This window comes from Comamonas sp. BIGb0152 (assembly GCF_024809975.1).
Taxonomy (GTDB): Bacteria; Pseudomonadota; Gammaproteobacteria; order Burkholderiales; family Burkholderiaceae_C; genus Comamonas.
Genome location: NZ_JANUDY010000010.1, coordinates 88,442 through 113,586 on the forward strand (window position 1 = coordinate 88,442; position 25,145 = coordinate 113,586).

Annotated in this window: 19 protein-coding genes; all 19 read right to left on the bottom strand. The window is 66.5% G+C overall.

The features are described 5' to 3' along the window. Positions 1-15: 15 nt before the first annotated feature. Positions 16-1,860 carry a TadE/TadG family type IV pilus assembly protein gene (locus M2375_RS18335; protein WP_259169365.1) on the bottom strand — a complete coding sequence of 615 codons (1,845 nt, stop codon included), beginning with the start codon at positions 1,858-1,860 and terminating at the stop codon, positions 16-18. A gap of 14 nt (positions 1,861-1,874) precedes the next feature. Beyond that, on the bottom strand, positions 1,875-2,381 hold the full coding sequence (locus M2375_RS18340) for a TadE/TadG family type IV pilus assembly protein (protein WP_259169366.1): 507 nt from the start codon (positions 2,379-2,381) through the stop codon (positions 1,875-1,877). Continuing rightward, entirely contained in the window at positions 2,378-2,929 is a 552-nt protein-coding gene (locus tag M2375_RS18345; protein ID WP_259169367.1) for a TadE/TadG family type IV pilus assembly protein, read from the bottom strand. Before M2375_RS18345 ends, M2375_RS18340 begins: the two co-directional genes overlap by 4 nt. Positions 2,930-2,951: 22 nt before the next feature. Further along, the gene (locus M2375_RS18350; RefSeq protein WP_259169369.1) at positions 2,952-3,398 is read right to left on the bottom strand and encodes a DUF3613 domain-containing protein; all 447 of its coding nucleotides are present in this window, start codon (positions 3,396-3,398) and stop codon (positions 2,952-2,954) included. 24 nt (positions 3,399-3,422) lie between these two features. After that, on the bottom strand, positions 3,423-4,394 hold the full coding sequence (locus tag M2375_RS18355) for a lipopolysaccharide assembly protein LapB (RefSeq protein WP_259169370.1): 972 nt from the start codon (positions 4,392-4,394) through the stop codon (positions 3,423-3,425). Positions 4,395-4,396: 2 nt separating this feature from the next. Next, positions 4,397-5,392 carry a type II secretion system F family protein gene (locus tag M2375_RS18360; protein ID WP_259169371.1) on the bottom strand — a complete coding sequence of 332 codons (996 nt, stop codon included), beginning with the start codon at positions 5,390-5,392 and terminating at the stop codon, positions 4,397-4,399. Between the two features lie 98 nt (positions 5,393-5,490). Continuing rightward, a complete protein-coding gene (locus M2375_RS18365; RefSeq protein WP_259169372.1) occupies positions 5,491-6,456 on the bottom strand; it encodes a type II secretion system F family protein in 966 nt (321 codons plus the stop codon). After that, entirely contained in the window at positions 6,453-7,775 is a 1,323-nt protein-coding gene (locus tag M2375_RS18370) for a CpaF family protein (RefSeq protein ID WP_259169373.1), read from the bottom strand. The genes M2375_RS18365 and M2375_RS18370 overlap by 4 nt, the downstream gene beginning before the upstream one ends. A gap of 7 nt (positions 7,776-7,782) precedes the next feature. Beyond that, a complete protein-coding gene (locus M2375_RS18375) occupies positions 7,783-9,252 on the bottom strand; it encodes a pilus assembly protein CpaE (RefSeq protein WP_259169374.1) in 1,470 nt (489 codons plus the stop codon). A gap of 4 nt (positions 9,253-9,256) precedes the next feature. Further along, positions 9,257-10,657, bottom strand: a complete 1,401-nt coding sequence (locus M2375_RS18380) for a type II and III secretion system protein family protein (RefSeq protein WP_259169376.1) — start codon at positions 10,655-10,657, stop codon at positions 9,257-9,259. An 87-nt stretch (positions 10,658-10,744) separates the two neighbouring features. Continuing rightward, positions 10,745-11,773: a Flp pilus assembly protein CpaB gene (cpaB, locus tag M2375_RS18385; RefSeq protein ID WP_259169379.1), complete on the bottom strand. Its 1,029-nt coding sequence runs from the start codon at positions 11,771-11,773 to the stop codon at positions 10,745-10,747. Between the two features lie 124 nt (positions 11,774-11,897). After that, on the bottom strand, positions 11,898-12,470 hold the full coding sequence (locus tag M2375_RS18390; protein WP_259169380.1) for a prepilin peptidase: 573 nt from the start codon (positions 12,468-12,470) through the stop codon (positions 11,898-11,900). A 10-nt stretch (positions 12,471-12,480) separates the two neighbouring features. Beyond that, positions 12,481-12,660 carry a Flp family type IVb pilin gene (locus tag M2375_RS18395; protein WP_259169382.1) on the bottom strand — a complete coding sequence of 60 codons (180 nt, stop codon included), beginning with the start codon at positions 12,658-12,660 and terminating at the stop codon, positions 12,481-12,483. 89 nt (positions 12,661-12,749) lie between these two features. Then, entirely contained in the window at positions 12,750-14,513 is a 1,764-nt protein-coding gene (locus M2375_RS18400; RefSeq protein WP_259169384.1) for a TolC family protein, read from the bottom strand. 9 nt (positions 14,514-14,522) lie between these two features. Then, on the bottom strand, positions 14,523-15,854 hold the full coding sequence (locus M2375_RS18405; RefSeq protein ID WP_259169386.1) for an HlyD family type I secretion periplasmic adaptor subunit: 1,332 nt from the start codon (positions 15,852-15,854) through the stop codon (positions 14,523-14,525). Then, a complete protein-coding gene (locus tag M2375_RS18410; RefSeq protein ID WP_259169388.1) occupies positions 15,851-17,704 on the bottom strand; it encodes a peptidase domain-containing ABC transporter in 1,854 nt (617 codons plus the stop codon). Before M2375_RS18410 ends, M2375_RS18405 begins: the two co-directional genes overlap by 4 nt. Positions 17,705-18,015: 311 nt before the next feature. Further along, a complete protein-coding gene (locus M2375_RS18415; protein ID WP_259169389.1) occupies positions 18,016-19,470 on the bottom strand; it encodes a hypothetical protein in 1,455 nt (484 codons plus the stop codon). 71 nt (positions 19,471-19,541) lie between these two features. After that, complete coding sequence (locus M2375_RS18420) at positions 19,542-20,060, bottom strand: OmpA family protein (RefSeq protein ID WP_259169390.1); 519 nt, start codon at positions 20,058-20,060, stop codon at positions 19,542-19,544. Between the two features lie 100 nt (positions 20,061-20,160). Further along, positions 20,161-24,918 carry a hypothetical protein gene (locus M2375_RS18425; protein ID WP_259169391.1) on the bottom strand — a complete coding sequence of 1,586 codons (4,758 nt, stop codon included), beginning with the start codon at positions 24,916-24,918 and terminating at the stop codon, positions 20,161-20,163. Positions 24,919-25,145 lie beyond the last annotated feature (227 nt).

Here is a 25,145-nt window from a genome sequence, read left to right on the forward strand (position 1 = left end):
CGCTCTCTCCTGTCTTCATTGCACCAATTGCGCGGTGTCGCACTGGATGCCCAGCAGATCCACGCTGGCGCGGCCCAGCTCAATGCCCAGGCCCTGCAGCAGCAGGTCCAGCACACCGCCAATGGAGTTGAGCAGCGGCGCGAGCAAGGCGCTCACCACCGTGACCACCACATTGAGCAGTGCATTGAGTCCCCCCAGCAAGCCGCCCAGCAGCCCCCCGAGCAAGCCGCCCAGCACGCCGTAGTACTCGGCGTTCTGTACATCCCCCACCAACGCGGGCACCTGCTTCAACAAATTGCTGACGGTTGTGCCCAGGCGCAGCCCGTTGGGGCCACTCATCCGCTCCTCATTCACCTGCATGCCGACCAGGCATTCATCCACGCCGGTGCTGTTGTAGGGGCAGGCCTGTGCGTTGGGCGCCGACGAGTAGGTGGCACCTTGCAGCAGCGAGGTGGAGAGCTTGCTTTGCACCCGCAGCCCGCCCAGCAGATTGAGCAGGTTCAAGTCCACCAGCTCGGTTTTTTGGCAGACGCCATTGGCATTGAGCTGGCCAATGCAGACATCACCAATCGCAGAGCGCACGGAGATATTGGCGCGGCGGTCGTTTCTGGCGGCGGTGCACTGGATGGCTTCCAAGGTACCGGTGCTGCGCACCAGATCGACCTGAATAGGGATGTGCACCCGGATGCCCAGCAGATTGCCCAGCAGTGCGGTCAGCAGGCCGGGGGTGCTGACATTCTTTTGCTCGCCGATGTTGACGGTCAGCCGCACCTGAGCGCTGCGCGCCTTGGTCTGGCCATTGGCCGGGCCGATGGCGTTGCGGGGTGGCTCGACCACGGTGAGGTTGGCATTCAGAATGCCGGGCAGCGTCAGGCCCAGCGCCACGCTGTTGGTGCCGTTGGCAGCAACCAGATGGGTGCGCACCAGGTCACCCAGGCCAATGGCGGCATCCAGCCCCGCACCGATGGGCGAGGCAGCGCCGCCTGCAGAGATGACGGCCAGCAGGCCCTTGTCGCCGCCCAGCGGCAGCTTGATGTTGGCAAGCTGGAAGGCAGCCAGGTAGGCGCGCAGATCCACCAGGGCCGCAATGTTGACCCCGGCATTGAGCAGGCTGTCGCTGCCGGCATTGATCGCCGCGTCGATCAGATCGATCACCGAGGCATTCACATTGGCCAGGTCGTTGGGGGTGAGCAGCGCCAGGTCATTGACGCCAATCGGCAGGCCCAGCACTTTCAGCAGGCCCGATGGTGTGATCTTGGCATTGGCGATGCCGTCCTTGTCGAGGATGGTCAGCCGCTCAATGTCCAGCCCCACCAGCGCGGTGATGCGCCCGAGCAGGCCATTGTTGTTGAAGCGCAGCAGCTGCGAGCCAATCGAGAACGCCGCCACCGGCTCGCTTTCTTTGGCGGCCGTAGCGCTGGCCGCCACCAGGCGCGAGCCCACAAAGGGCAGCAGTTGCAATACCTCCCCTTGCAGCTGCACGCGTACGGCATTGAGCGGGCTGCTGGCCAAGCCAAAGCGCAGCGCATCGGCCTTGCTGCTGTCCCAGTGGCCGCAGTCGATGCGGCGCTGTTCGTTGTCCAGCGACAGCCGCAGCTGGGTGGTCACGCTTTGGTTGGCTGCGGCCTGGCCCAGCCCGCAGGTAGCGGCATTGCCATAAGTGATGGCGTTGACGGCTTCCAACGCGGCGATGTCGGCGATGCGCTGCAGATCGCGCTTGGCGTAGTACATATAGCCAATCTGCACGGTGCCCAGCAGGGTGACCAGCACGGCGGCCATCAGTGCAAACTGCACCAGCACCGCGCCGCGCTGTGCCAGGGGGACGGGGTGGGTGGGGGTTCGGAGTGAACAGGCGAACATGGCGTTAATCCTCCTCACAGCAGCGATGCAAAGTGCACCACGCTTTTTTCATAGAGCTGGCTGGGCTCTGTGATCCACTGGCCCGGCGTGCCAAATAGCGGAACGAGCTGGTAGCGCAGCTCAAACGAGGCACTGCCCGTGCCGCTGCTAGGGCAGGCCGCTTGCCATTGGATGGGGCTGACGGTGAGTTGGTCGGCCACCGTGCCGGGGACGTCACTGCGCTCCAGGCTGGCGCGTACCGATTGCGCCACCCGCAGCTGGATGGTCGCCCGGTTGGCTGCTGCCTGCGTGGGGTGGCAGGGATCACTGACCCCCACGGCCAACACGCCCAAAATGGCCCGGGCGCCATCGCCAGCGGCCCGCGTCAGCGACTGCTGCGCCTGGAAGGCCCGCCAGTACACCGTCAGGCCCAAAAGCATCACGAGCATGAACACCGCAATCAGCGCGAACTCGATGGCGGCCACGCCGCGCTGGCGCAGCGGCTGGGCGCTGTGGCTGTGGACCAGGCAGAGGCGCTTCACAGCATCCTCCTGTCCACCAGCAAGCTGGCCTGGGCCTGCAGGCTGGCCGGCAGCACCAGGCCTAGCCCGGGGATGGCCGGGGCAATGGCGCCTTGGCGGTAGTTGTCGATGCGGTAGCTGACCAGCACCAGGCAGGGCGTATCGACGGTGCAGTCCAGCGCGGGGTTCAGCGCAGTGTCCTGGTTGCAAGCGGTATCTGCCAGGTGGCAGAGCGTGAAGTCAATATCGCCCTCGGCCGGCCGCAAACCCGGCGGCAGCCAGCTGAGCGCATTGGCCGTGGTGCGGCGCGCCTGCAGGCTGCGAAAGGCCCAGGTGGGCGGGTTGTTGCCGATGATGGTGGAGCTGGGGTAGCGCAGCGCCGCTCTGGCGCCTTCCTCGACCGCGTACTGCATCGACTGGCGCACCAAAAACGTCAGTCCGTAGCAGACGATGCCATACAGCAGCGCAAAAAACACCGGGAAGATGATGGCCCACTCGAGCGCATACACCCCACGCTGTTGGCGCGAGCGCCTGCAGCGGTGCTGAGGGGGGGGGCGGTGCGGACGCATATCTGGCTCCTGGGCGCGGCGCTTACTGCTTCACATCCAGGCCGGTGTCAAAGCGCTCGGGGATCTTGGTCTCAAAGCTCTTGAGGTAGCGCAGGTAGCTGCGGCTGGCTTGTTCACCATCGATGGGGCGTGGATGCACACCAGGCGATGCGGCCTGCAGTGCCAGCAGCCGTTCAGTAGCGTTACCAATGACGATTGGCCGACTGCGCCAGATGACCGGGTTCTCCAGCGAAGGGTTGCTGTTTTCAGTAGCGAGCGGGATATAAGGCTGCGTTGCGGGAGAGGCGCGCTCGGCGATCTCCACAATGGGCGCTTGCCGCGTCGCTTCAAGGCTGGGAATATCGACTTCTACCGACGCAACGGCTCGGCTGGTCTCGGCCCGGGCAGCCACGCCAGCCAAGCCGGTCGACACGGCCAAGCCGAGCAGCAGCACGGAACGCCAGAGGGGGAGAGAAGAGGGTTGCAACATGGTGGACTCCTGGTTCTGGGGCGGCTAGGGCGCGATCTTGCGGGCCGGGCTGGCCTCGGGGCTGTCGCTGCCAACGGCGATGCTGCGCAGGGCGGTGGGTACAGCGGGCGTGGGTTCTGCCACGGCGACTTCTGCCGCCGTCGCGGGCACGGGGACTGCGGGCAGCGCCTGGCTGCCCACCAAGGGTGCAGCGGCTGGCGCTAACTCGCCGCCACTGCGCCGGCGCATGGCGGCCTGCACGGTCTGCAGTTGGGCCTGCAAGGTTTGCATCGAGTTCGCATCGATCAAGGCAGGCACATTTTTGGCAGCGGGCTGGCCCAGGCGCTGCAGCAGTTGCGAGGCCTGCGCCTTTTGCTCGCTGGCCAGCAGATAGAGCGCCAGGTTCAGTTGCACCCGCGCATTGGCCGGGGCCAGCTGCGCCGCCTGCAGCACCGGCAGGTGGGCGGCTTCTGTCTGGCCGTCCAGCATCTGGGCATAGGCCAGGTCGCTCAGCACATCGGCATCGATGGGGTTGATCTGGCGCGCCATCTCCAGCTGCGCAATGGCGTTGGGGTATTGGCCCTGGCTGGCATACAGCAGGCCCAGGCCGCGCCGCGCGCGTGCCACCGTGCTGCTATCGGCATCGGCCAACAGCGCCTGGTAGCCTTGCTCGGCTAACGGCCCCTGGCCGGTGTTGCGCAGTGCATCGGCACGCATCAGGCGGATCTGCGGCTGGCTGCCATATTGGCGCTCAAAGGCCTGGGTGTGGGCCAGCGATGCATACCATTGGTTGGCCTGCTGCATTTGGCGAATCAGGTTCAGGTAGGTCTGCTGCGGGTCAATCTGGGTCAGCTGCGCGGCTTTTTCCATTTGCTGCTGGGCCTGGGCGGCGGTGCTTTGCTCGGCCGCGCCATAGCCTTTGGGGCCTTTGGCCGCGCAGCCAGCCAGCAGCAGGGCAGCCAGCACCAGCAGCGGTACGGCAAAGCGTCGGGATGGGGTGTGTGTTGCATGGCGCATGGTTATTTCCCTCCCATGTTCGACAGAGAACGGATCACGGCGGTAAAGCCGGGCCCTGCGGTGATCACGATCAACGCAGGCAACAGGGTCAACACCATTACGCCGGTCATCTTGACGGTGATGGTGCCGATCTTTTCCTTGAAATTGGCCTGGCGTTTTTCGCGCAGCCGAACGCTGAACTCGCGCAGCGGCTCCTGCACCGCGCCGCCATGCCGGTCCACCTGCACCAGCAGATTGACCACGGCGCTCATATCGTCATCAGCCCCCAGCATGGCCAGGCGCTGCAGCGATTGCTCGCGTGTGCGGCCCGAGCTGTAGAGCCGGTTGGCCAGGCCCAGCTCGGCGCTCAGCACCCGCAGCACACTGCCAAACTCGGTCGCCAGAATATGCAGGCTTTGGTCAATGCTCAGACCCACGCCTTGCAGCAGGCGCAGCAGGTCAACAAACAGCGGTAGTTCTTCGACGACCTGCTTGCGGCGTGTCGTCGCCTTGGAGCGCAGGATCCACTTGGGCAGCATCAGACCCAAACCAAAGGCTACAAATGCATAGACCAACGCCATAACGCCCTGGGGCTGCAGCAGCAACAACAACAAGGCGGGCAGTACCAGACACAGAACGATACGGCTGGCGACAAACACCAGGCCACCACGCGCCATCTCGATGCCTGCTTGCTCCATCAGCTTGCGGTCCTCATCGGCAAACAAGGCCTTGGCCAGGCTAGTGTCCAGCCAGGCAGGGGGCTTGAGGCGTTCGAGCACCTGCCGGGCTGTTTCCTGTTCGGCCTGGGCAGCGGCAGACTGAGACGGCTGGGTCTGCAAGCCGGGCATCGGAAAAGGCTGGATCACCGCCGCCGTCGCTTCGCGCTGCTGCAGCAATTGCGCCACGCGCTGCTCGGCCCGCGCGGTGCGCTGCTGGCGCCACAGCAAGCCAGCCGCCAGCAGCGCCAGGCCCAATGCGCCAAGCGCCAAGCTGAGCATCCACAGTTGCTGGGCGGTCATGGCTGCTCCTTGCCGGGGTGCTGCAATAGCCGCTGCCGCTCTGCAAAGGCGAGTCGGTGGCGTTCAAGGCGTATCTGCAAAGGCATGGGCGGGTCTCCTTATCGCAAACGTGCCAGCCGGTACAGCAGGAAGGATCCAAATATCTCCAGTCCTGCAGCCGCAAAGATCATTTTTTGGCCGGTGCCGTCATTCCACATGCGCATGAAGTAGCCCTGGTTGAGCAGCATGATCAAGGTGCCAACGATGATGGGCAGCAGCGCCAACACCCAGGCAGACAGCCGCACTTCGGCCGACAGCGCATGCAGTTCGCGTTCGGCAGATTGGCGGTCTCGGATGTAGGCGGACACGCGTTCGAGCACCTGGTCGACCCGGCCGCCATAGCGGGTGCTCATGCGGAACACGGCAGCCAGCAGGCCAAACTCCGGCAATTTCCAGGTGCGCTCCAACTGCGCCATCGCCTGGCCCAGGTCGGGCGATACGCTGAGCGAGGCGTTCACATGCAGCAGGGCCGCGCCCAGCGGCTCAGGCACATTGCCGCTGGCAAATTGAAACGCGGCGTGGGGGGAGTTGCCGATGGAGATAAGCCGCACCATGTTGTCCAGAAATCCGGGCAACTGCGAGAGCATCTTGGCGCGGCGCTTGCTGACCCGGTGCCAAATGGCGAACCAGACCAACACGGCATAGACCAGCAGCACCAGGCTGCCCATCACTGCACCGCCTTGCAGGCTGGCGAGCAGGACCAGGCCCAGCCCGATGGCCGCCCAGAGCACCAGCACGCGGGGGGCAAGCCCCCAGGCGCCATAGCCCAGGTGGTCATACAGCCACTGGCGCAGGTTGGAGCTGGCGGGCATCGCGCCAGGCATGCGGGGCGGCAAGGCCATGCCCGGCAGCGGGGCAGGTGCAGCGGCCAGCAGGTCGCGCTGGATATCGCGGCTGCGCTGCATATGGCCGGCAATGGATTGGCGGGCCTGCTGCTGCTGGGCACGCGAGAACAACCACAGCGCCAACGCCAGCAGGCCGCAGGCGAGCGCGCCGATGACCAGGACGGCGGGGTGCAGGTTCATCGCGGCCCTCCGCTGCCGCTGGCTTGCTGGCCCCGCCACCAGGCCAGCAATTTGGGCGAATGCGGCGAGATGCCCATGGAGACCCACTGGTCCTGCTCCTGGCCATCGGGGCCGGTCTGGGCCTCGTAGCGGTACAGCTCCTGGGTGGAGATCATGTTGTCGGTCATGCCGGTCACCTCCGTCAATGACAGCAGGCGGCGCCGGCCATTGGAGAGGCGGCCGATCTGCACGATAAAGTCCACCGCATTGGCAATCTGGCGGCGCAGGCTCACCTCGCTGCCCTGAAACCCGGCAAAGCCGGCCAGCATCTCGGCGCGGTACAGGCATTCGCGTGGTGAGCTGGCATGGATGGTGCCCATGGAGCCGTCGTGACCGGTGTTCATGGCCTGGAGCAGCTCCAGCACTTCGCCGCTGCGCACTTCGCCCACGATGATGCGGTCGGGCCGCATGCGCAGGCTGTTCACCAGCAGATCGCGGATGCTGACATGGCCGGAGCCGTCAAAGCTGCCCGGCCGGCTCTCCAGCCGCACCACGTGGTTGTGGTTGAGTGACAGCTCCGCCGTATCCTCGATGGTCACAATGCGCTCGGTGCTGGGTATGAAGCTGGCCAGTGCGTTGAGCAGCGAGGTCTTGCCCGAGCTGGTGCCGCCGCTCACCAAAATATTGCAGCGTGCCTTGACGGCCATCTCCAGGATGCGGCAAATGTCCTCGTTAAAGCTGCCCAGTTGCACCAGGTCTTTGGGGGTCAGCGGGTCCTTGCGGAACTTGCGGATCGAGACGGTGGGGCCGTCGATGGCCAGCGGCGCGATGATCACATTGATGCGGCCACCATCGGGTAGGCGGGCATCGACCATGGGGCTGGATTCATCCAGGCGCCGCCCCAGCGGCGCGAGGATGCGGCGCACGATGCGCAGCACATGCTCGTCGTCCTTGAAATGCGAGGTCTCGCGCTCCAGCAGGCCGCCGCGCGAGACATAGATGTCCTGGTAACCATTGATCAGCACATCCTCGACCCGGGGGTCTTCCAGCAGCGGCTGCAGCGGCCCCAAGCCGGTCAGCTCGCGGCTGAGCGCCTCGGACACCTGGCGCGCTTCCTGCTCGTTCACCGGCACCGCATGCAGGCGGATAAAGCTGTCCAGCTCCAGCTTGACAAACTGTGCAATCGCTGCCTGTGACCAGCGGCCAAATTCCGCGCCCAGCTCCTCGATGCGGCTGAGCAGGTGCTCGTAGGCATGGTGCTTGAGGTCGGCGAGCAACTGGCCGTGCGCCTGTGCATCGGCAGCAGCGGGGGCGGTAGAGGTGTAGTCCGTGGTCGTCATGGTGTGTTCAATGGCCGCGCAGGCGCTGGAGAAGGTGTTGCAATGGCCCGGCCGAGGCACGGGGGCCGGCGGCTTGCTGCGGGTGGTGCTGGTTCAGCAGCAGCTGGGCCAGCTGGCACACCGCCTTCACATAGGGCTCGCTGTTGCGCTGCCACTGCAGCAGCTGGCCTCGGTTGACCTCTTGCATCAAAGGGCGCCGCCGCTCAGGAATGGGGGCCAGCAGCGGCAGTTGCAGCTGGGCCGCAATATGGGCAGCCGCCAGCTCCAGCCTGCTGTCATGGCGGTTGACGATCAAGGCGATGCGCTCTTGGGCGATGCCGATGGCCTGCAACTGCTGCAGCAGCTCGGCGCTCCAGACCACGCTGGCCACGCTCTGGTCGCAGACCAGCCAGATCTGGTCAGCCTGGGGCAGCACCTCGGCCATCACGGGCAAGGGGGTGTCGGCGCCCAGGTCCAGCACCAGGTGGTCAAAGTACTGGGCCAAGCGCTGCAGCAGCGCATCAATCTCGCCGGGCTGGGGCGCAGCGCTGTGGCGGGGCATGGTCAGCAACCGCAGCCCACTGGGGTGGCGCGACAGCGCACTGGCGGCCATGCGCTTGTCCAGGCGACGCTGCTGGCGCAGCGCATCGGCCAGGCTGAACTCGCCCGGGGTGTTGAGGTAAATCGCGCAGTCCCCGCCGCTGGCCCCCATGTCCAGCAGCACGCTGTGCAGGGTCTGGGCATCGTCAGGGGCCTGGGCGGCAGCGCCCCGGGCCGCGCGCGCCGGTGCCAGGCGCTCTTGCAGCTGCCAGGCCAGGTGCGAGGCCAGCAGGCTGCAGCCCAAGCCGGCGCGGGCCGAGAGCAGCGCAGTGATGGGCGCGGCATCGGCGTGGCGCTGGTCCACGGCCGCCGGGCGTGCCAGCAATTGGCCGATCACGCGCTGGGCGGCATCCATGGGGGCGTCCAGGTCCAGAAAATCCTGCACCCCGGCGCGCAGCGCTGCCAGCAGGCATTGGGCGTCTTGTGCATGGCCAATGGCCAGGCGCGGTATGTGCGGAAAGGCCTGCTGCAGCTGGGCCACCAGCGCCGTGGCTGCCTCGACATTGGCGCTGTCGAACTGCACCAGCACGGCTTGGGGCTGCAGCTGCTGCACCTGTTCGGCCACGGTATACAGGCTTTGCGCCAGGTGGGGCTGGGCGCCGGCCAGCAGGCGCTGCATCCAGACCAGGGCCAATGCGCCTTGGGGCTGGGGGGCTTGCACCAGCAGCAGCGGCACGCTGGCCATCGCTTCGGGGGCCTGCGCGCCGGCGCTGGGCACGGGGCCCAGGCTGGGTGGCACGGCGCGCAAAGCGGGGCGCTCAGTAGCGTCGGCCTGCCCCTGTACGGGCGGCTGCTGCAGCGGCTTGGCCTGCCCAGGCCGGGGCGTGAGCAGGTCGGCCAGCGACGGGCTCTCGGCCGCCGGGCCGGCGCTGTGGGGGGCGAGGGAATCCTTGTTCATGGCATCAGTACGAAAAGCCGGGCAATGGGGAGTCTGCGTAGGGCGCACCTACGGCATAAGGCGCCCAGACGCGGCCGGCATTGGGCAGCTCCTGCTGCGCGCCGGGCAGCAAGGCCTCCAGGTTGGTGCCGGCTGGCAGCGGTTGCACCAGGCGCGGGGTGACGATGATCACCAGCTCGGTCTCTTCCTGGGAGTAGTCCAGGTTCTTGAAGAAGGTGCCCAAAATGGGCAGGTCGCCAAGCAAGGGCACCTTTTTGACGTTGGACAAGGTGGAGCGGCTGACCAGGCCGCCAATGACAAAACTCTCGCCATCGGCCAGCTCGACAAAGGTGTCAGCACGGCGGGTGCGCAGGGCTGGCACCGAGATGTCGTTGATGGTCACGCCCTGGGTGTAGTCCAGGTCGCTGGCCTCGGGCGCGACTTTGAGCGCAATGCGTTCATTGGACAGGATGGTGGGCGTCAGCTGCAGCTTGACGCCAAACTCCTTGTACTGGATGGAGATATTGTTGCTGCCGCCGCTGGGCACGGGGATGGGGATCTCGCCACCGGCCAGAAAGCTGGCGGTCTGGCCGCTGTGGGCCACCAAGGTGGGCTTGGCCAGCACGCGCGCCAGGCCATTGCCCTCCAAAAAAACCAGCTGCGCGGTGATGCCCCGGCCGCTAAAGGCCCGGCCAAACCCCAGCACCAGGTTCATCGCGCTGGCAATGGCCGTGGTGCCGCCGTCGCTGCCGCCGTTACCGCTACCTGAGGAGCCTCCGCTGCTGCTGCCATTGCTGCCGGGGGTGTAGACGCCGAACTGGAAGCCATGGTCATTGGCGCCGCCGCTGTTGAGCTGCACGCCTGCGCGGCGCATGGCGGATTTCTTGAACTCCACCACCTGTACATCGACCTGCACGGTGTTGCTGCGCACATCCACTTGGGAGCGGTCGGCCAGAGGGGTGCCCTTGGGGGCTGTCAGGGCCAGCTCGTTCAGCGCCTGCGCATGGGCGGGCAAGGAGCGCAGGCGGCGCTCCAGCAGCAAACGCGGGCCGCTGACCACCACGTTCCAGGTCTGGGGTTCGCCCTGGCTGGGCCAGACCATCAAGGTGGTGCCGCCAGCCGCCTTGGGCGTCAGCAGCAGCTCGGCAGCGCGGGCAGGCCGGGCTGCAGAAGCTTTGGCCGCTGGCCGGCCGGTCTGCGGCAGCTCGCCCAGGACCTGCACATCCAGTACGGCGGGGTCGCCGATGGCAATGCGGGCAATGGCGATGCCGGGCTTGAACAGCTGCTGCTGGCCCTGGACCAGGGCCAGGGGCTGCGCCGTGCCGGCGGCGGGCGCAAGCACCTGGGCTGGGGCCTGGGCCTGCACAGCCAGGCTGCAGGCCAGCAGGGGGAGGCAGGCGGCAGATGCAAGTGCTGGTGTTCTCATGGTCGTTTCCCTCGTCTGTCTCGTTTTGTTCGCTGGGCCTTCAGACCTTCAGGCGTCTGTAGGGGCGCAGCAAGCTGCGCGCTATCGTCAGTAGCGCACGGTCTGCACGCTGGCGCCCTGGTACACCTCCACCGTGCGCGGTCGGGCCACGGGCGCGGTGGGCGCCGGGGCGCTTGCCACCGTCGCTGCGGGTGGCCGGCGGGCAGGCTTGCTGTCGGCGCCGGTGGCCAGGTCCTTGAAGCGCAGGCCGGCAAAGGAGCGGTCCATGTCCTGCAGCTGCTCGCCCTTGGCCAGCTTGCCGGCGGCAGGCTGGAGTGCGGTGGGCAGCGCGGCAAACAGGGCCGGGTCCGGCACACGGCTGTCATCGGGGTGGCGCAAGGCCAAGGTCAGCTGGCCATAGCGCTCGGCCAGCGTCAGGCGTTCGACATCGGCCAGCGGCACGGCCAGCACGGCGGTCGCCGCATTGCGGCCATCCTGCGTATTGCGCCGGGCAGCATTGTTGGAATTGCTGCCGGTTTTGGCGGCCTCTTGCTCTTCTTGCTGGCGCTGGGCCGGGGTGAGGGGTGGGTTCTCGACGCTGGCCGCACCATAGGCCAGCACACGGCTGCGCGCCATCAGCAGGCGGGTCTGGGTGTCCACCTGGGCCTCATCGGTCTTGCCATCCAAGGTAAAGAACACATCGACAAAGTCACCCGGGCGCACATGGTGGCCAGCGGCCATGGGCTCTTTGACGGCCACAGACACGGCCCGTTGCCCTGGCTCCACCTGCAATGCCAGGCCGCTGATCAGCTGCTGCTCAAACAGCGGCGCATCGGCCGCCAAGGCCATCGTGGTGGTGCGGCCCTGCACCTGGTCGGTGCTGGAGAAGCTGGACGCCACGGCAACTGGCAGTTGCGCGAGCTTGGTATCGCCGTCAACCAGGCGCTGGCCTGCGGCCAGGGGCTTGGCGGCCACCACGACTGGGAAAGTGGGGGCCGCCTGTTCTGCGGCGCTACTGGGCGCGGTGATTGGTGCAGCAGGCCGGTTGGCCGACTGGCGGCCCAGCAGCAAGGCGCCCAGGCCCAGGGCCAAGGCTAATACCAGCAGCAGGCCGGCAAGTATCTTGGTGGCGTTCATGGTCGAGGGCTCCTTGGCGTTGAATGCGGCATGTGCTTTGCTGTCGCGGCAGCGCGTGCTGCCGAGGGGGCGACAGCAAAGCACATGAAAAAGGGCGGAGGGTTGAGGCGCATGCGTGTCGTCCTTAGCCGTGCAGAGGGCCTGTGTTGCGCAGCAGCAGCACGATGGCAACCAGGGCCATATAGCCGGCGTAAGGAATGCTGCGCACTGGGCCGCGTGCCGGCTGGCCTGTTGCGGTAGTTTCTGCGCCGGTGGCAGTGGCGGGTTGCAGCAGCGGTGCCCAGCGCAGCGGCAGCCTAGCCTGCAGCATGGCCCCTTGGGGGCTGCGAGCCAGACTGCGCCAGCCCAGCACCGCCATGCCATGCAGACCGGCCAGCAAGCTGGCACCCAGCCAGATCACCAGCAGATGGGCGGACAGCCCAAACCAGAGACCGGCCACTGCGGCAAACTTGACATCGCCCGCACCCATCCAGCGGATGGCATAGAGCGGCAGCAAGGCGGCAAACGCGACCGCCATCCCCGCCAGCCCTTGCCAGGCCAGCAGATCCAGCGGTTGCGCACCCCCGAACAGCGCTACCAGACCCGTTCCCAGGCCCAGCAGCACCATCCAGTTGCGCACCTTGCGGCTGCGCAGGTCCATGACGGCTATGGCGATAAGCCATAGCAGCAGGAGCCAGGTGAAGGCAGTGGTTGCCACGGCTGATCGCTCAGGGTGCGCTCACTCCGGACAGCGCGTCGCTGATATAGCCAAACAAGGTGTTCAGACTGCCTCCCATGGTGGTCAGCACTGCGATGATGGCCACTGAGATCAGCCCCGCAATCAACCCATACTCAATGGCGGTCGCGCCTTCTTCATCGTTCCAGAAGTTTTTGATGATGTTGGTCATGATGCTCTCCATTTACATAGCCCAGCTGAAAAACAGTGGCAGGCGTGGGCAAGCGCCTGTCGCTGTGGAAACCTGTACCTCGTCTGCCGCTACCAGCGCAGCGCGCTGGCAGCACCGGGGCTTGGCAGCTGTTTGAGTAGCTGCGTGTCCCAGCGGTGGTCCAGGCGCAGCGGCAGGCGCTGCGCCGTCAAAACAGGGGGGGCGGGGTAGGGGGGGCTGGGCCGGGCAGGGGCTGCGCGGCTGCTGGCCAGGGGCGCAGTGCCAGGGCTGTAAAGGGGACGCTGCGCCGTGGCAGGCGCGGGGGCATGGGGAGCGTGCTGGGCAAAGAGCTGGTCCAGCCAGTGTTCGGGCAAGTCGCGGGGCAGCAACTGGCCGGTGGTGCGGGTCAGGCGCAATTCGTTGATGCGCTGGTCATACATGGCGTCGGCGGCGTCCAGCATCAAACGCTGCACATCGAGCTGGGCATCGAGCACCTGCGACAGGTTGCCCCGGCCCACTTCCATCAGGCGCCGGTAACCGTCAAAGGCGGCGCTGGCTTCGCGCACGGCATCGCGCAGCTGCACTTCGCGCTCGCGCCCAGCCTGCCAGCGGCCCCAGGCGGACGAGGCGGCCTCATGCACCTGGCGGCGCACCGCCTCTTGCTGGGCCTGCTGGGCTTGCAGCTCGCTGATGGCCTTGAGGATGCGGTCGCGCAGCTCAAAGCCATTGCCAAAGTTCCAGTTCAGCTCCACCCCGTAGCGCGTGCCTTCGGTGTAGAGCACGCTCTTGGGGTCGCGGGTGTGCGATACCACGGCAGCCACGGTGGGCCAGCGCTGGGCCTTGCTGCGGTCGACCTCGGCCTGGGCGCGCTCGATCAGGTGTCCGATTTCGCGCAGCTCGGCGCTTTGGTCTTCGGCCGCCATCAGCGCGGCTTGCTCGTTGCTGGGCACCCAGAACGTCGGCACCTGGGGCGCGGGCAGCCAGGCGAGGCTGGGGATGTAGTTGAAGTAACGGGTAAAGCGGGCCTGCGCATCGATGCGCTGGGCCTGCAACGCATTTTGCTGGGCCAGCGCGCTGGCGCGGCGCGAGGCTGCCTGGCGCAAATCATTGCGGCCTACTGCGCCCAGCTCGGCGCGGCGCTCTTCGACCCTGGCCAGATGGCCGATGATGTCGGCGGATTCGGCGGCGATGCGGGACTTGGTCTCAAAGCGGTGCAGCTCCAAGAGTGCCGACAGGGCTTCGAGCAGCACGTTTTGGCGTGTGGTGTAGAGGGCACTGCCTTGCGCCGCTTCCATCGACTGCGCCGACTGGATGCCGGCACTGATGGCGCCGCCATCGAGCAGGTTCATGCGCACTTCGGCATTCACCGCCGTGTATGAGCTGCGCCGCCCGCCCTGGGGCAGGGCCGCATTGCCGGCCGAGGTGCCCAGCTTGAACGTGGGCCAGCGTGCGCCTTCGGCCGTATGGGTGTCGTAGCCCGCAGATTCAACCGCGGCGCGTGCCTTGCGCACATCGGGGTGCTCGCTCAGCATGGTGTAGAGCGCGCCCAGCAACTGCTGCTGTGCCGATTTGCCTGCCAAGGTGCTGGGGGTGAGCTTGGGTGCCAGCTGCAGAGAGGGGCCGGCGGGGGCAGAGCGGGCGGCGGCTGGCGCTGCATCCGCATGGCCCGGGGCATCGGCGCGCTGCACGCGCAGCGGCATCTCCAGCACCGGCATGGTATCGGCCTGCTCGGTGCCGGGCAGGGGCGCCGTGCCGTCAGAAAAGCCCTGGGCCTGCAGCTCGCCGCTGGACACGGCCAGCGCCAGCGCGCACAGCAGGCTGCGGACCGAGGGGCCTGCAGCGCCGGGGCGGGGTGGGGGGGCAAAGAGGTGCATGTGCATCGCTCAAGGCTCCCGGAAGGCTTCGCTCTGGATATGCAGCACGGGGCGCAGCAAGTACCAGATAAAGGGTTCGCGCCCCAGCAACAGATCGAGCTCGGCCTGCATGCCGGTGGTGATGCGGTTGTCCGCACGGCCCACCCAGGGCTGGGCCAGGCTGGCCTGGATGCGGAAATACGAGGGCGAATCGGGCACGTTCGGGTCGTGGTCGGCATCGGCCGATACCAAGGTGACCTTGCCGGGCACAAAGCCGTAGCGCAGGTAGTCGTAAGCGCTGACCTTGGCCTTGGTGGCCTGGCCGGCGCGCACATAGCCCCGGTCGGCCGGGTTCAGGCGCGCCTCGACGATGACCTCGTCCTTGTCAGGCACCACCTCCAAAATGGCCTCGCCGGGCTTGACCACCCAACCAGCGCCCGAGCTGCGCAGCCCTTTGACGACGCCGTCGGTCGGGGCCAGCACCACCGTGCGGCTGCGCTGGTTGCGGGCGCGGGCCAGGTCCTCGGTCAGGCTGAGCAGTTCGCGCTCGGTCTGGGCCAGCTCTTCGGAGGCACGGCGCCGGAACGCGCCCTGGGTTTCGAGGATCTTGGCCTGGGCCTGCTCGACCTTGGCGCGGTTGCTGACCAGGCTTTGCGTAGCGGCGGCCAGATCGGTGCGCACCAGGGTGAGGGCGCGCTGCTTGTCCAGCACTTCGAGCTGGCCGATCAGCTGCTCGGCAGCCAGTTGCCGGGCGATGGCCGCTTCTTGCTCATGCAGGGCCAGGCTGCTGCGCAGCCCATCGATGCGGGCCTGGCTTTGGGCCACATCGCCCCGGGCCTGCAGCAGCATGGCCTGGCTGGATGCCAGGCTGCCCTGGTACTCCAGCGCGCGTGAGGAGAAAGCCCCCAGCTCGGCGCGCACGATCTTGCTCTCCAGATCGCGGGGGAAATCTGTCGCCTTGAGGGCCTGGCCCTGGCTCTCGGCCGTCAGGCGGGTGCGGCTGGCCTGGGCGGTGGCGTTGCGGGCCGTCAACTGCTCCAGGTTCAGGCTGCTGCCGCCCAGGTCAATCTCCAGCAGGGGCTCGCCCCGGCGGACTTCTTGGCCTTCCTTGATGTGCACGGTGGTGACAATGCCGCCTTCCAGATGTTGCACCGTCTGCACCCGGTCCGAGGGGATGACCTGGCCGCTGGCGACCACGACGTTCTCCACCGGGTAAAACAGGCCCACCATGACCAGCACCCCCAGGGCCGCCAGCAACAGACGGCGCTGGTTGCGGCCGGGCCGGGGCGTGCCGGGGGCGGCTGCGGGCTCCAGGTTTTGCAGCACCTGGGGCAGCTGGTGCAGTGCGCGGGGGGCGTTCATGATGCCAGCTCCTCACGCAGGGCCGGGCCGGCGGGCGCCGAGGGCGCTGCCTGCGCTGCGGCGGCGTTGGCTGCGGGCTTGCTGCTGACGCCAAAAAGCAAGGGCAGCATCTGCTCGGGCTTGCCCTGGTCCACCTGGCCGTCGCCGCGCACATGGTAGATGTGCTGGGCGAGCGAGGCCACCCGCAGCGAATGGGTGACGATGATGACGGTGTGCTTGCTGGCAATCTGGCGCAAGGTTTGCAGCAGGGTCGTTTCGCTCTCGAAATCCAGGTCGTTGCTTGGCTCATCGAGGATGAGCACCGAGGGGTTGCGCAAAAACAGCTGGGCCAGGCCCAGTTTGCGCAGCTCGCCGGCCGACAGGCCTGCACCCCCTTCACCCAGCACGGTTTGGTAGCCCTGGGGCAGGCGGCTGATAAAGCCGTGTGCACCCGACAGCTGGCAGGCGGCGAGGATCTGGCCGTCATCGGCATCGGGGCTGACCATGCGCAGAATATCTACGATGGGGCCGCTGAACCAGTAGGTTTGTTGGGCGAGGCAGCCCACCCAGCGGCCCAGGTCGTTGCGCGGGAACTGCGCCATGTCGTACTCGTCGATCGAGATCGTGCCCTGGGTGGGCTGGTACAGGCCGGCAAGCAGCTTGGCCAAGGTGGATTTGCCCGCGCCATTGCGGCCCAGGATGGCATGGATGCCGCCCGGTCCGATCTGCAGCGAGACCTGGTCCAGCGCCAGATGGCCCGAAGGGTACTGGAAGCTGGCCTGCTCCAGACGGAACACACCACGCGGGCGGGGCAGGGCGATGCGCTGGCTCTCGGGCTCCAGCGGTTCTTGCAAGACCGCTTGCAGGCGGGCGGTGGCCTCGTTGGCGCGGGCCAGCGAGCGCCAGTTGCTGGCCAGCTGGGCAATCGGGCCCAGGGCCTTGCCCGACAGCAGGTTCACCGCCATCAGGCTGCCGATGCTCATCCACTGCGCATTGATGGCCAAGGCACCCACAGTGATGACGGCCACCGAGAACAGGGTCAGCAACACATGGCTGCTTTCCTTGGCGTTCTCCATCTCGCCGTTTTTCTCAAAGCTCTCTGCCAACCAGCGGTCGTAACCCGATTGCCAGGCCTGCTGGGCGGCGGCGTCGTAGCCCAGCACTTTGAGCGTGGCGCGGGCATTGCAGATCTCCGCCGTGCCCCGGTCGAGCTGGCGCGCCTGCTCCACTTCTTCCACCCGGCCACTGCGCACCTCGTCAGCCCACCACCAGGCCAGCACGCCTAGAACAAGCATGGCGACGACAATCACCGGCAGCACGGGCCAGGCGATGATGCCGATGACCACCAGCGCCAGCAGCGCCATCGGCAAATCCAGCACCGACGAGGCCACCCCGCCGGAGATGCAGGAGCGCATGGAGCCCACATCGCGGAACAATTGCAGCCACTGGGTGGATGAGCGCTGCTCCAGGCTGAGCAGCGGGTGACCGAGCATGGCGCGCATCAGGCTTTGCGAGACCTCGCGGTCAATCGTGGCGCCGGCTTCGCGCAGGGCTCGGGCACGCCTGCGGCGCAGGTACAGCTCTAGTGCCAACATGCACAGCACGCCGGCGACCATGGCCGTGAGCGTGGCAATGCCGCCACGCGAGATGACGCGGTTGTAGACCTGCAGCAAGAAGATGGAGGGCAACAGGCCCAGCAAGCTGATGGGCAGTGACAGCCAGGCGGCCTGGTGCAAATGGCCTTTGGCATGGGTAAAGGAGGTCGCGATGGCAGAGGCGAACGGGCTGGCCGTTGCCGCTTCGGCCTCCTGGGCCTGCACCGAGGCATCGGTGCGGGGCACCAATGCACGGGGTAACAGGTATTCAATCATGATGGTCTCTCCCAATTCCACTCAGCAACGTTACAGTTCCGCTGCGCAACAAACCTATTTTTTTTATTGATTTTTGTTATTAACTCAAAAACACAAACTCTTGCTGCATAGGCATTTTTGCCATTCTGCTTTGATTTTCATCAAACATATCCCGAATGAACGATCGTAAGAAATTGTATTTTTTTATGACAAATCTAATTTGGGCAGTTAGTAAATATAGTGCTGGTATAAAAAATCATTCAACAAAGCTATTGGGATTAATTGCCGTGTTGAAACTGTTTAAATGTTCAACAAAATAAATAAATTGCCATTCAGAAATCTAATAGTTGCGGTACAAAAATACTCTGAATCCATTGGTACACACACCAGTTGCTGGCCTGCTGCGGGTCTGCAAGCGCAAAGCGCTCGATAAATGCCGTGCTGGCCCGGGTGTCGGGCGGCAGAAACATGGCGGTTTCCGGGCGAATTCTTTGCGGCAAGCTGGCCTGCAGCGGCTGGCGCAGCGATGCGAGCCAGCTGCTGCTTTGCAGGTGGCGGCGGGCGCCCGCCAAGCCGGGCTGCAAAGCCAACTCGGCCACGGCAATCACCGTCCAATCCGGCTCCGGCGCGGGCACGCCCCCGTGTGCCAGCAGGTGCCACTGCAGCCAGTGGCGTGTCATCGCCTCCAACGGGGCGAAGTCTTGTGCGGCAATACCGGCGTCTGCTTGCGTTGGGTCCAGGCCAGGGGCTGGGCTGGCGCTGCCCGCTGCCAGGCTGTCCGCATAGGCCGCTTGCGCCACCAGGTGCCAGGCGGCAGCCGGATCAGCGCGGGCGATGGGCTGCAAGGGCGGGCTTTGCCGCCCCGCACTTTGCCTGGCCAGTTGCGCCAGCAGTGGCAGCACGGGGTCTGCCCGCTCGCCACGCTGGTGCTGTGCGTAGCGGGCCAGGACCAGCAGGCACAGTGCATGGGTCAGCGGCTGGGCCTGGGACGCCAGTGGCGACTGCGGCGGCTGCGGCTCGATCTGCTGGCACAGCTGCTGGGCGGCCCTGGCCAGCAACTGCGCCAGCCCCCGCTGCGCCGCCGCCGCCTGGCCCAGGTGCTGCTGCACCAGCAGCAGGGCATAGAGCCGGGCACACAAGGCCTGCACATGTGCGCTGTCCCCTTGGCTCTGGGCTGGTACCGGCGCTGCCAGCGCCTGCAGCACCACCAGGCTGGCCTCGGCATGTGCCTCAGCGGTAGCGGCATCGCTGCGGGGAAGGCTGGCGAGCTGGCCCTCGCTGCTCAAAAACAGCCCCTGGAGCTGGAGCAACCAGTGGGGGCGGGGCGTGCGCGCAGCGCGCAGCGCGAGGCTGCGTTCCACGGCGGTCTGCGCCGAGCTTGCCGCCAAGCCGGCCTGGGGCGCCAGCAGCTGGACGGACTCCAGACTCTCGTCTGCGACCGCCCAGGCCGATGCCGCCTGCCGGTGGCTGGCAGAAACGGGCACGCTATCCATCGCGCTGATCTCCAAGGGCCAGTCGACGCGCAGCTCCAGGCAATCGAGGCGGCGGCTCCAGGCCCACTGCCGCACCTGGGTGGTGCCCGCGCGCCAGGCCGCGGCCAGCGTGGGGCGGCGCACATAAAAGGTGGCTGCAGGCTCGCCCGGCGTTGATACGCTCATCAGCAAGATGCAGTCGGAGAAGGGCTCGGGCAAGGGGCTCAGGCGTGTCTTGAGGTAGTCCAGGCCCAGGGCCATCTGCTGGGCCAGACCGAGCTCCTTGCGCTGCGGGGATGCTTGTTGCGCCAACACAGGCCCTCCTGGGTGCGGGGTCAGACGAACGGCGGGGATGGGGGGCTGCGCGCCGCGCAGGCGGCCCGCAATCAACGGTATTCCAGCTCCACCCGGCGGTTGCGCTGGTGGGCCTCTTCGCTCTGGCCGGGGTCGGCCAGCCGCTCTTTGCCGTAACTGACGGCCTCGGTGCGTGCAGGATCAACGCCCAGAGTCTGCAAGCTGCTGCGCACCGACTCAGCGCGCTTTTGGCCCAGCGCCAGGTTGTACTCGATGCCGCCGCGCGCATCGGTGTGGCCCTGCAGGGTCAGTGACTGGCCGGGGTGGCTGCGCATCCAGCGCGCATGGCTCTCCAGAATGGGGCGGTCGGCGGGGCGCACGCTGTAGTCATCGAAGTCGAAATACACCACATGGGCGGTATCGGCAGGGCCTTTTTTGCCGGGCTGCGCGCTGGCCACCACGGGGGCCACGCCGGATTGGGCCGGTTCTGCGGCCGGTTTGGCCAGCGCGTAATGGTGTTCTGCGCGCTTGGAGCTGGTTGCGCTGGTGCCGCAGGCGGTCAAGCCGAAGGCCAGCCCTGCAGCGAGGCAAAGGGGTAGAAGTTTCAACATGGCAATCCTTGGTTGGGCCCCGCGCTTGCCTGTTGCCAGGCAAGCGCTGCGGACCCAGGGGCAGAAGGGGGTCACTGATCAGCGCTTGGCGCGCCTTGCATCAGGCCAATTGGTGGTGCAGCAGGTCTTGGGGCAGCACGCTGTGTGCATCGCCGCTGGCCAGGCTGCTGATGGACGTGGCCACCGGCTGCAAGGCCGAGCCGGCAGTGCTGGCCACAAAGTGCGGGGCCGCCGTGCCGCCGAGCAATCCACCCAGCAGACCCTGGCCGCCGAGCAAACCGCCCACCAGACCGTGGTCGCCGGTAATGCCCGAGAGCAGGCCCGTGTTGCCACCCAGCAGGCCACCGACCAGCCCGCCGTCACCCAGCAAACCGGTGACCAGGCCACCTTCGCCGGTCAGGCCGCCGAGCACGCCACCTGCCGTGCCGGAGGTGCCGAGCACAGCGCCCAGCACGCCTTGGTCCCCCAGCAGGCTGTCGACCGCGCCGCCCAGGCCGGCTGCTCCGCCGCCCGAAGTGACGCCACCCAGGCCCGCAACGACGTCGTGCACAGCGGAGACGACGGGCTCCAGCGCCTGGCCCGGCTCCTGGGTCAGCGCGTTGACGGCCGAGGTGACCACACCGAGTGGGCCGCTGCTGGTGCTGGTCAGGTTCTCGACCACGCTGGTGACGGGCGCCAGGGCGCCGCTTTGCGGATCCAGCAAGGCATCGACCACCGTATTGACCGGTTCGGCCACGGTGCTGCCTACCAGGTTGTCCACCAGGGTCTGGACACCGGTCACGACGCCGCTGCCATCGGTGCCGCCGGAGCCTGCGCCCAGCAGACCGCCGAGCAGGCCGCCTTCGCCGGTGAGACCACCGAGCAAGCCACCGTTGCCGCCGACTGCGCCACCGACGATGCCGCCGAGCAGGCCGCCGTCACCAGTCAGCCCACCGAGCAAGCCGCCATTTCCGCCAACGACCCCGCCGAGCAGGCCGCCGTCACCGGTCAGGCCGCCCAGCAGGCCGCCTTCACCCGTAAGCCCGCCCAGCAAGCCGCCGACCGCACCATCCGAGCCACCGCCGCTCAGCCCTGCAACGACATCGTGCACAGCAGCAACGACTGGCTCCAGCGCCTGGCCGGGTATCTGGGTCAAACCGTTGACAGCGGAGGTCACCACACCGAGTGGGCCATTGCTGGTGTTGGTCAGGCTCTCGACCACGCTGGTGACGGGTGCCAGCACACCGCTTTGCGGATCCAGCAAGGTATCGACCACCGCACTGACCGGTGCTGCCACCGTGTTGCCGACCAGGTCGCCCACCAGGTTTTGCGCCGTGCTCACCACACCGCTGCCATCTGCGCCGCCCGAGCCGCTGCCCAGCAGCCCGCCGAGCAAACCACCGTCACCGGTCAGTCCACCCAACAGTCCGCCGTTGCCGCCGAGCAGGCCACCGTCACCGGTCAGGCCTCCCAGCAGACCGCCTTCACCGGTGAGGCCACCGAGCAAGCCGCCTTCGGAGCCGAGTACGCCGCCCAGCAGACCGCCTTCACCCGTCAAGCCGCCGAGCAGGCCGCCGTTGCCGCCGAGCACACCGCCCAAGAGGCCATCGTCACCGGTCAGGCCGCCCAGCAGGCCGCCTTCCGAACCCAGCACACCGCCGAGCAGCCCGCCTTCACCGGTCAGACCACCGAGCAAACCGCCGTTGCCGCCTGTGAGCCCACCCAGCACGCCGCCGACCACGGAGCCAATCAGGCCGCCGCCCAATCCTCCGCCGATACCGCCGCCAACACCGCCTTCACCGAGGTTGCCCAGGCCGGCAATCAGCTCATTCAAGGTGCCAATCACAGGTTGCAGGCCCTGGCCTTCGACCTGGGTCAGGCCGCTGACCAGCGCGGTCAGCACGCCCAGCGGGCCGCCTTCGACCGAGGTCAGGCCTTCCAGCACGGAGGTCACGGTGGAGAGGGTGCCGGTGCCGGGGTTGAGCAGGCTGTCCAGCAGCTGGCCGACGGGCTCGGCCACGGTGCCGCCCAGCAGGTTGTCCACCACGTCTTGTGCCGTGGTGACCAGGCCGCCATCGGTGGCGCCGCCACCGGGGACCAGGCCGCCCAGCACACCGCCAACAATGCCGCCGATCAGACCACCGTCCAGACCACCGCCCAGTCCGCCTTCGCCCAGGCTGCCCAGACCGGCAATCAGCTCGTTCAAGGTGCCGATGACCGGCTGCAGTGCCTGGCCTTCGACCTGGGTCAGACCGCTGACCAGTGCGGTCAGCACACCCAGGGGCCCGCCATCGACGCTGGTCAGGCCTTCGAGCACGCTGGTCACCGTTGCGAGGGTGCCGGTGCCGGGGTTGAGCAGGCTGTCCAGCAACTGGCCGACGGGCTCGGCCACGGTGCCGCCCAGCAGGCTGTCCACCACGTCTTGTGCCGTAGTGACCAGGCCGCCATCGGTGGCGCCGCCACCGGGCACCAAGCCGCCCAGCACGCCGCCGACGATGCTGCCGATCAGGCCGCCGCCCAGACCACCTTCACCCACATTGCCCAAGCCGGCAATCAGCTCGTTCAAGGTGCCGATGACGGGCTGCAGTGCCTGGCCTTCTACCTGGGTCAGGCCATTGACCAGCGCGGTCAGCACACCGAGCGGGCCGCCGTTGACCGAGGTCAAACCTTCAAGCACCGAGGTCACGGTAGAGAGGGTACCGGTGCCGGGGTTGAGCAGGCTATCGAGCAGCTGGCCCACCGGCTCGGCAACCGTGCCGCCCAGCAAACCATCGACCACGTCCTGCACGCTGGTGACCAGGCCACCATCGGTAGCACCGCCTCCAGGGATCAGGCCCCCCAGCACGTTCTCGACGATGGCGCCGATCAGGCCGCCGCCCAGACCCCCTTCGCCCACATTGCCCAAGCCAGCAATCAGGTCGTTCAAGGTGCCGATCAGTGGTTGCAGCGCCTGGCCCTCCACTTGGGTCAGCCCATTGACCAACGCGGTCAGCACACCCAGGGGGCCGCCATCCACGCTGGTGAGGCCTTCGAGCAAACCGGTGACGGTGGCGAGCGTGCCATCGGTCGGGTTGAGCAGGCTGTCGATCAGCTGGCCCACGGGCTCGGCCACGGTGCCGCCCAGCAAACCGTCTACCACCTCTTGCACGCTGGTCACGATGCCGGGGCCGTCGGTTCCACCGGGTGGCTGGCCGGAGCCGCCGCCCAGCAAGCCGCCCAGCAATCCACCGACCCCTGCCAGCAGATCGCCCAGCACGCTGTTTTCACCCAGCAGGCCACCCAGCACCTGGTTCACCAAGCCGGGGATGCCTTCGGTGGCACCAGGCTCGCCCAGGCCCTGGATCAGGCTATTGAGCGTGGCCACCAAAGGCTCCAAGCCTTGGCCGGGAATATTGACCAGACCATCGACCAGCTCGGTCAGCACACCCAGGGCGCCGCCGTTGGTATTGGTCAGCTGCTCCAGCACGTTGGTCACTACCGCCAGGGTTCCCGTGGACGGGTTGATCAGCGAATTCACCAGGTCCGTGATGGGCGCCACCAAGGTGCCACCCCCCAGGCTCGCCAACACATCCTCCACCGAGGTGATCAGGCCATGGCCATCCGTGGGATCGGTGGGGTTGGTGGGATCCGTGGGGTTGGTCGGATTGGTCGGATTAGTCGGGTCCGTAGGGTTGGTTGGGTTAGTCGGATTAGTGGGGTCCGTTGGATTCGTAGGATTAGTCGGATTGGTGGGATCCGTTGGATTCGTAGGGTTGGTCGGATTGGTGGGATCCGTTGGATTCGTAGGGTTGGTCGGATTGGTGGGATCCGTTGGATTCGTAGGGTTAGTCGGATTGGTTGGGTCCGTTGGATTCGTAGGATTCGTCGGATTGGTGGGGTCCGTTGGATTCGTAGGATTAGTCGGATTGGTGGGATCCGTTGGATTCGTAGGGTTGGTCGGATTGGTGGGATCCGTTGGATTCGTAGGGTTGGTCGGATTGGTGGGATCCGTTGGATTCGTAGGGTTAGTCGGATTGGTTGGATTCGTTGGATCCGTGGGGTTAGTCGGATTCGTAGGATTCGTCGGATTCGTAGGATTCGTAGGATTCGTAGGATTCGTAGGATTCGTAGGATTCGTAGGATTGGTGGGGTTCGTAGGGTTCGTAGGGTTGGTGGGGTTCGTAGGGTTGGTCGGATTGGTCGGATCCGTAGGGTTCGTAGGATTAGTGGGATCCGTAGGGTTCGTCGGATTGGTGGGATCCGTTGGGTTCGTAGGATTGGTCGGATCCGTGGGGTTCGTAGGATTTGTCGGATTGGTGGGGTCGGTAGGGTTCGTCGGGGTGATGGGCGGGCTGCGGTCGTCGTCGTCATCACTGTCCAGCGCTGAAGCGATCAGCGCTGCGCCGCCCACGCCCACCAGGCCGGCGAGCAGAAAATCACCCAGGGTGGAGCCGCCCGCCTCGGCCGATTCCTGTGTCACCACCAAGCCGAGTGCGTCGGTGTCGTCGCCAGCAGGGGCAACATCCACCTTGCCGGACGCAAGATCCAGGGCCATGGCTCCCGTGCCATCCGCACCGGCCTGGTAGCCCAGGGTGGCCTCGGTGCCACCGGCAAAGGTGCCGACCAGTTTTTGACCACCACTGCCGGTGAACTGCGCCTGGGCGCTGCCATCGGCGGGGACGATGATCTTGTCGCCCATCTGCAAAGCCGTACCGGCCGGGGCGGCCATGGTCTGGCCGTCGCGCACGATCTGCACACCGGCCGAGGCCTGGGACAGGGTGGCGGGTGTGCCCTTGGCCGAAGCGGCCATCGCTGCTGCGCCGCCGGTGTTGGCTGCCATGCCATGGGCGACCGAAGCGGTAGCGGCGTTGCTGGTGGGGAGTGCGGTAGAGGTGGTCATGTTCTCTGTCCTGTTGGAGAGGGGAATATCAAACGCAAGGGCTCCGACTTGCGTCACGAGGCTTTTCTGAGGGAAGCCTGTGCAACATGCATGCCATATTTTTGTTTTTTATCTGGCTTGTTTTGGTATTTCATAAGATGTTGAAATGCAAAGGTATTTTTTAAATAATAACCAGCGGTGCCGCTTCAGAAACTATGGTGTGAGCCCATAGGCAAGCTATGTGCAAT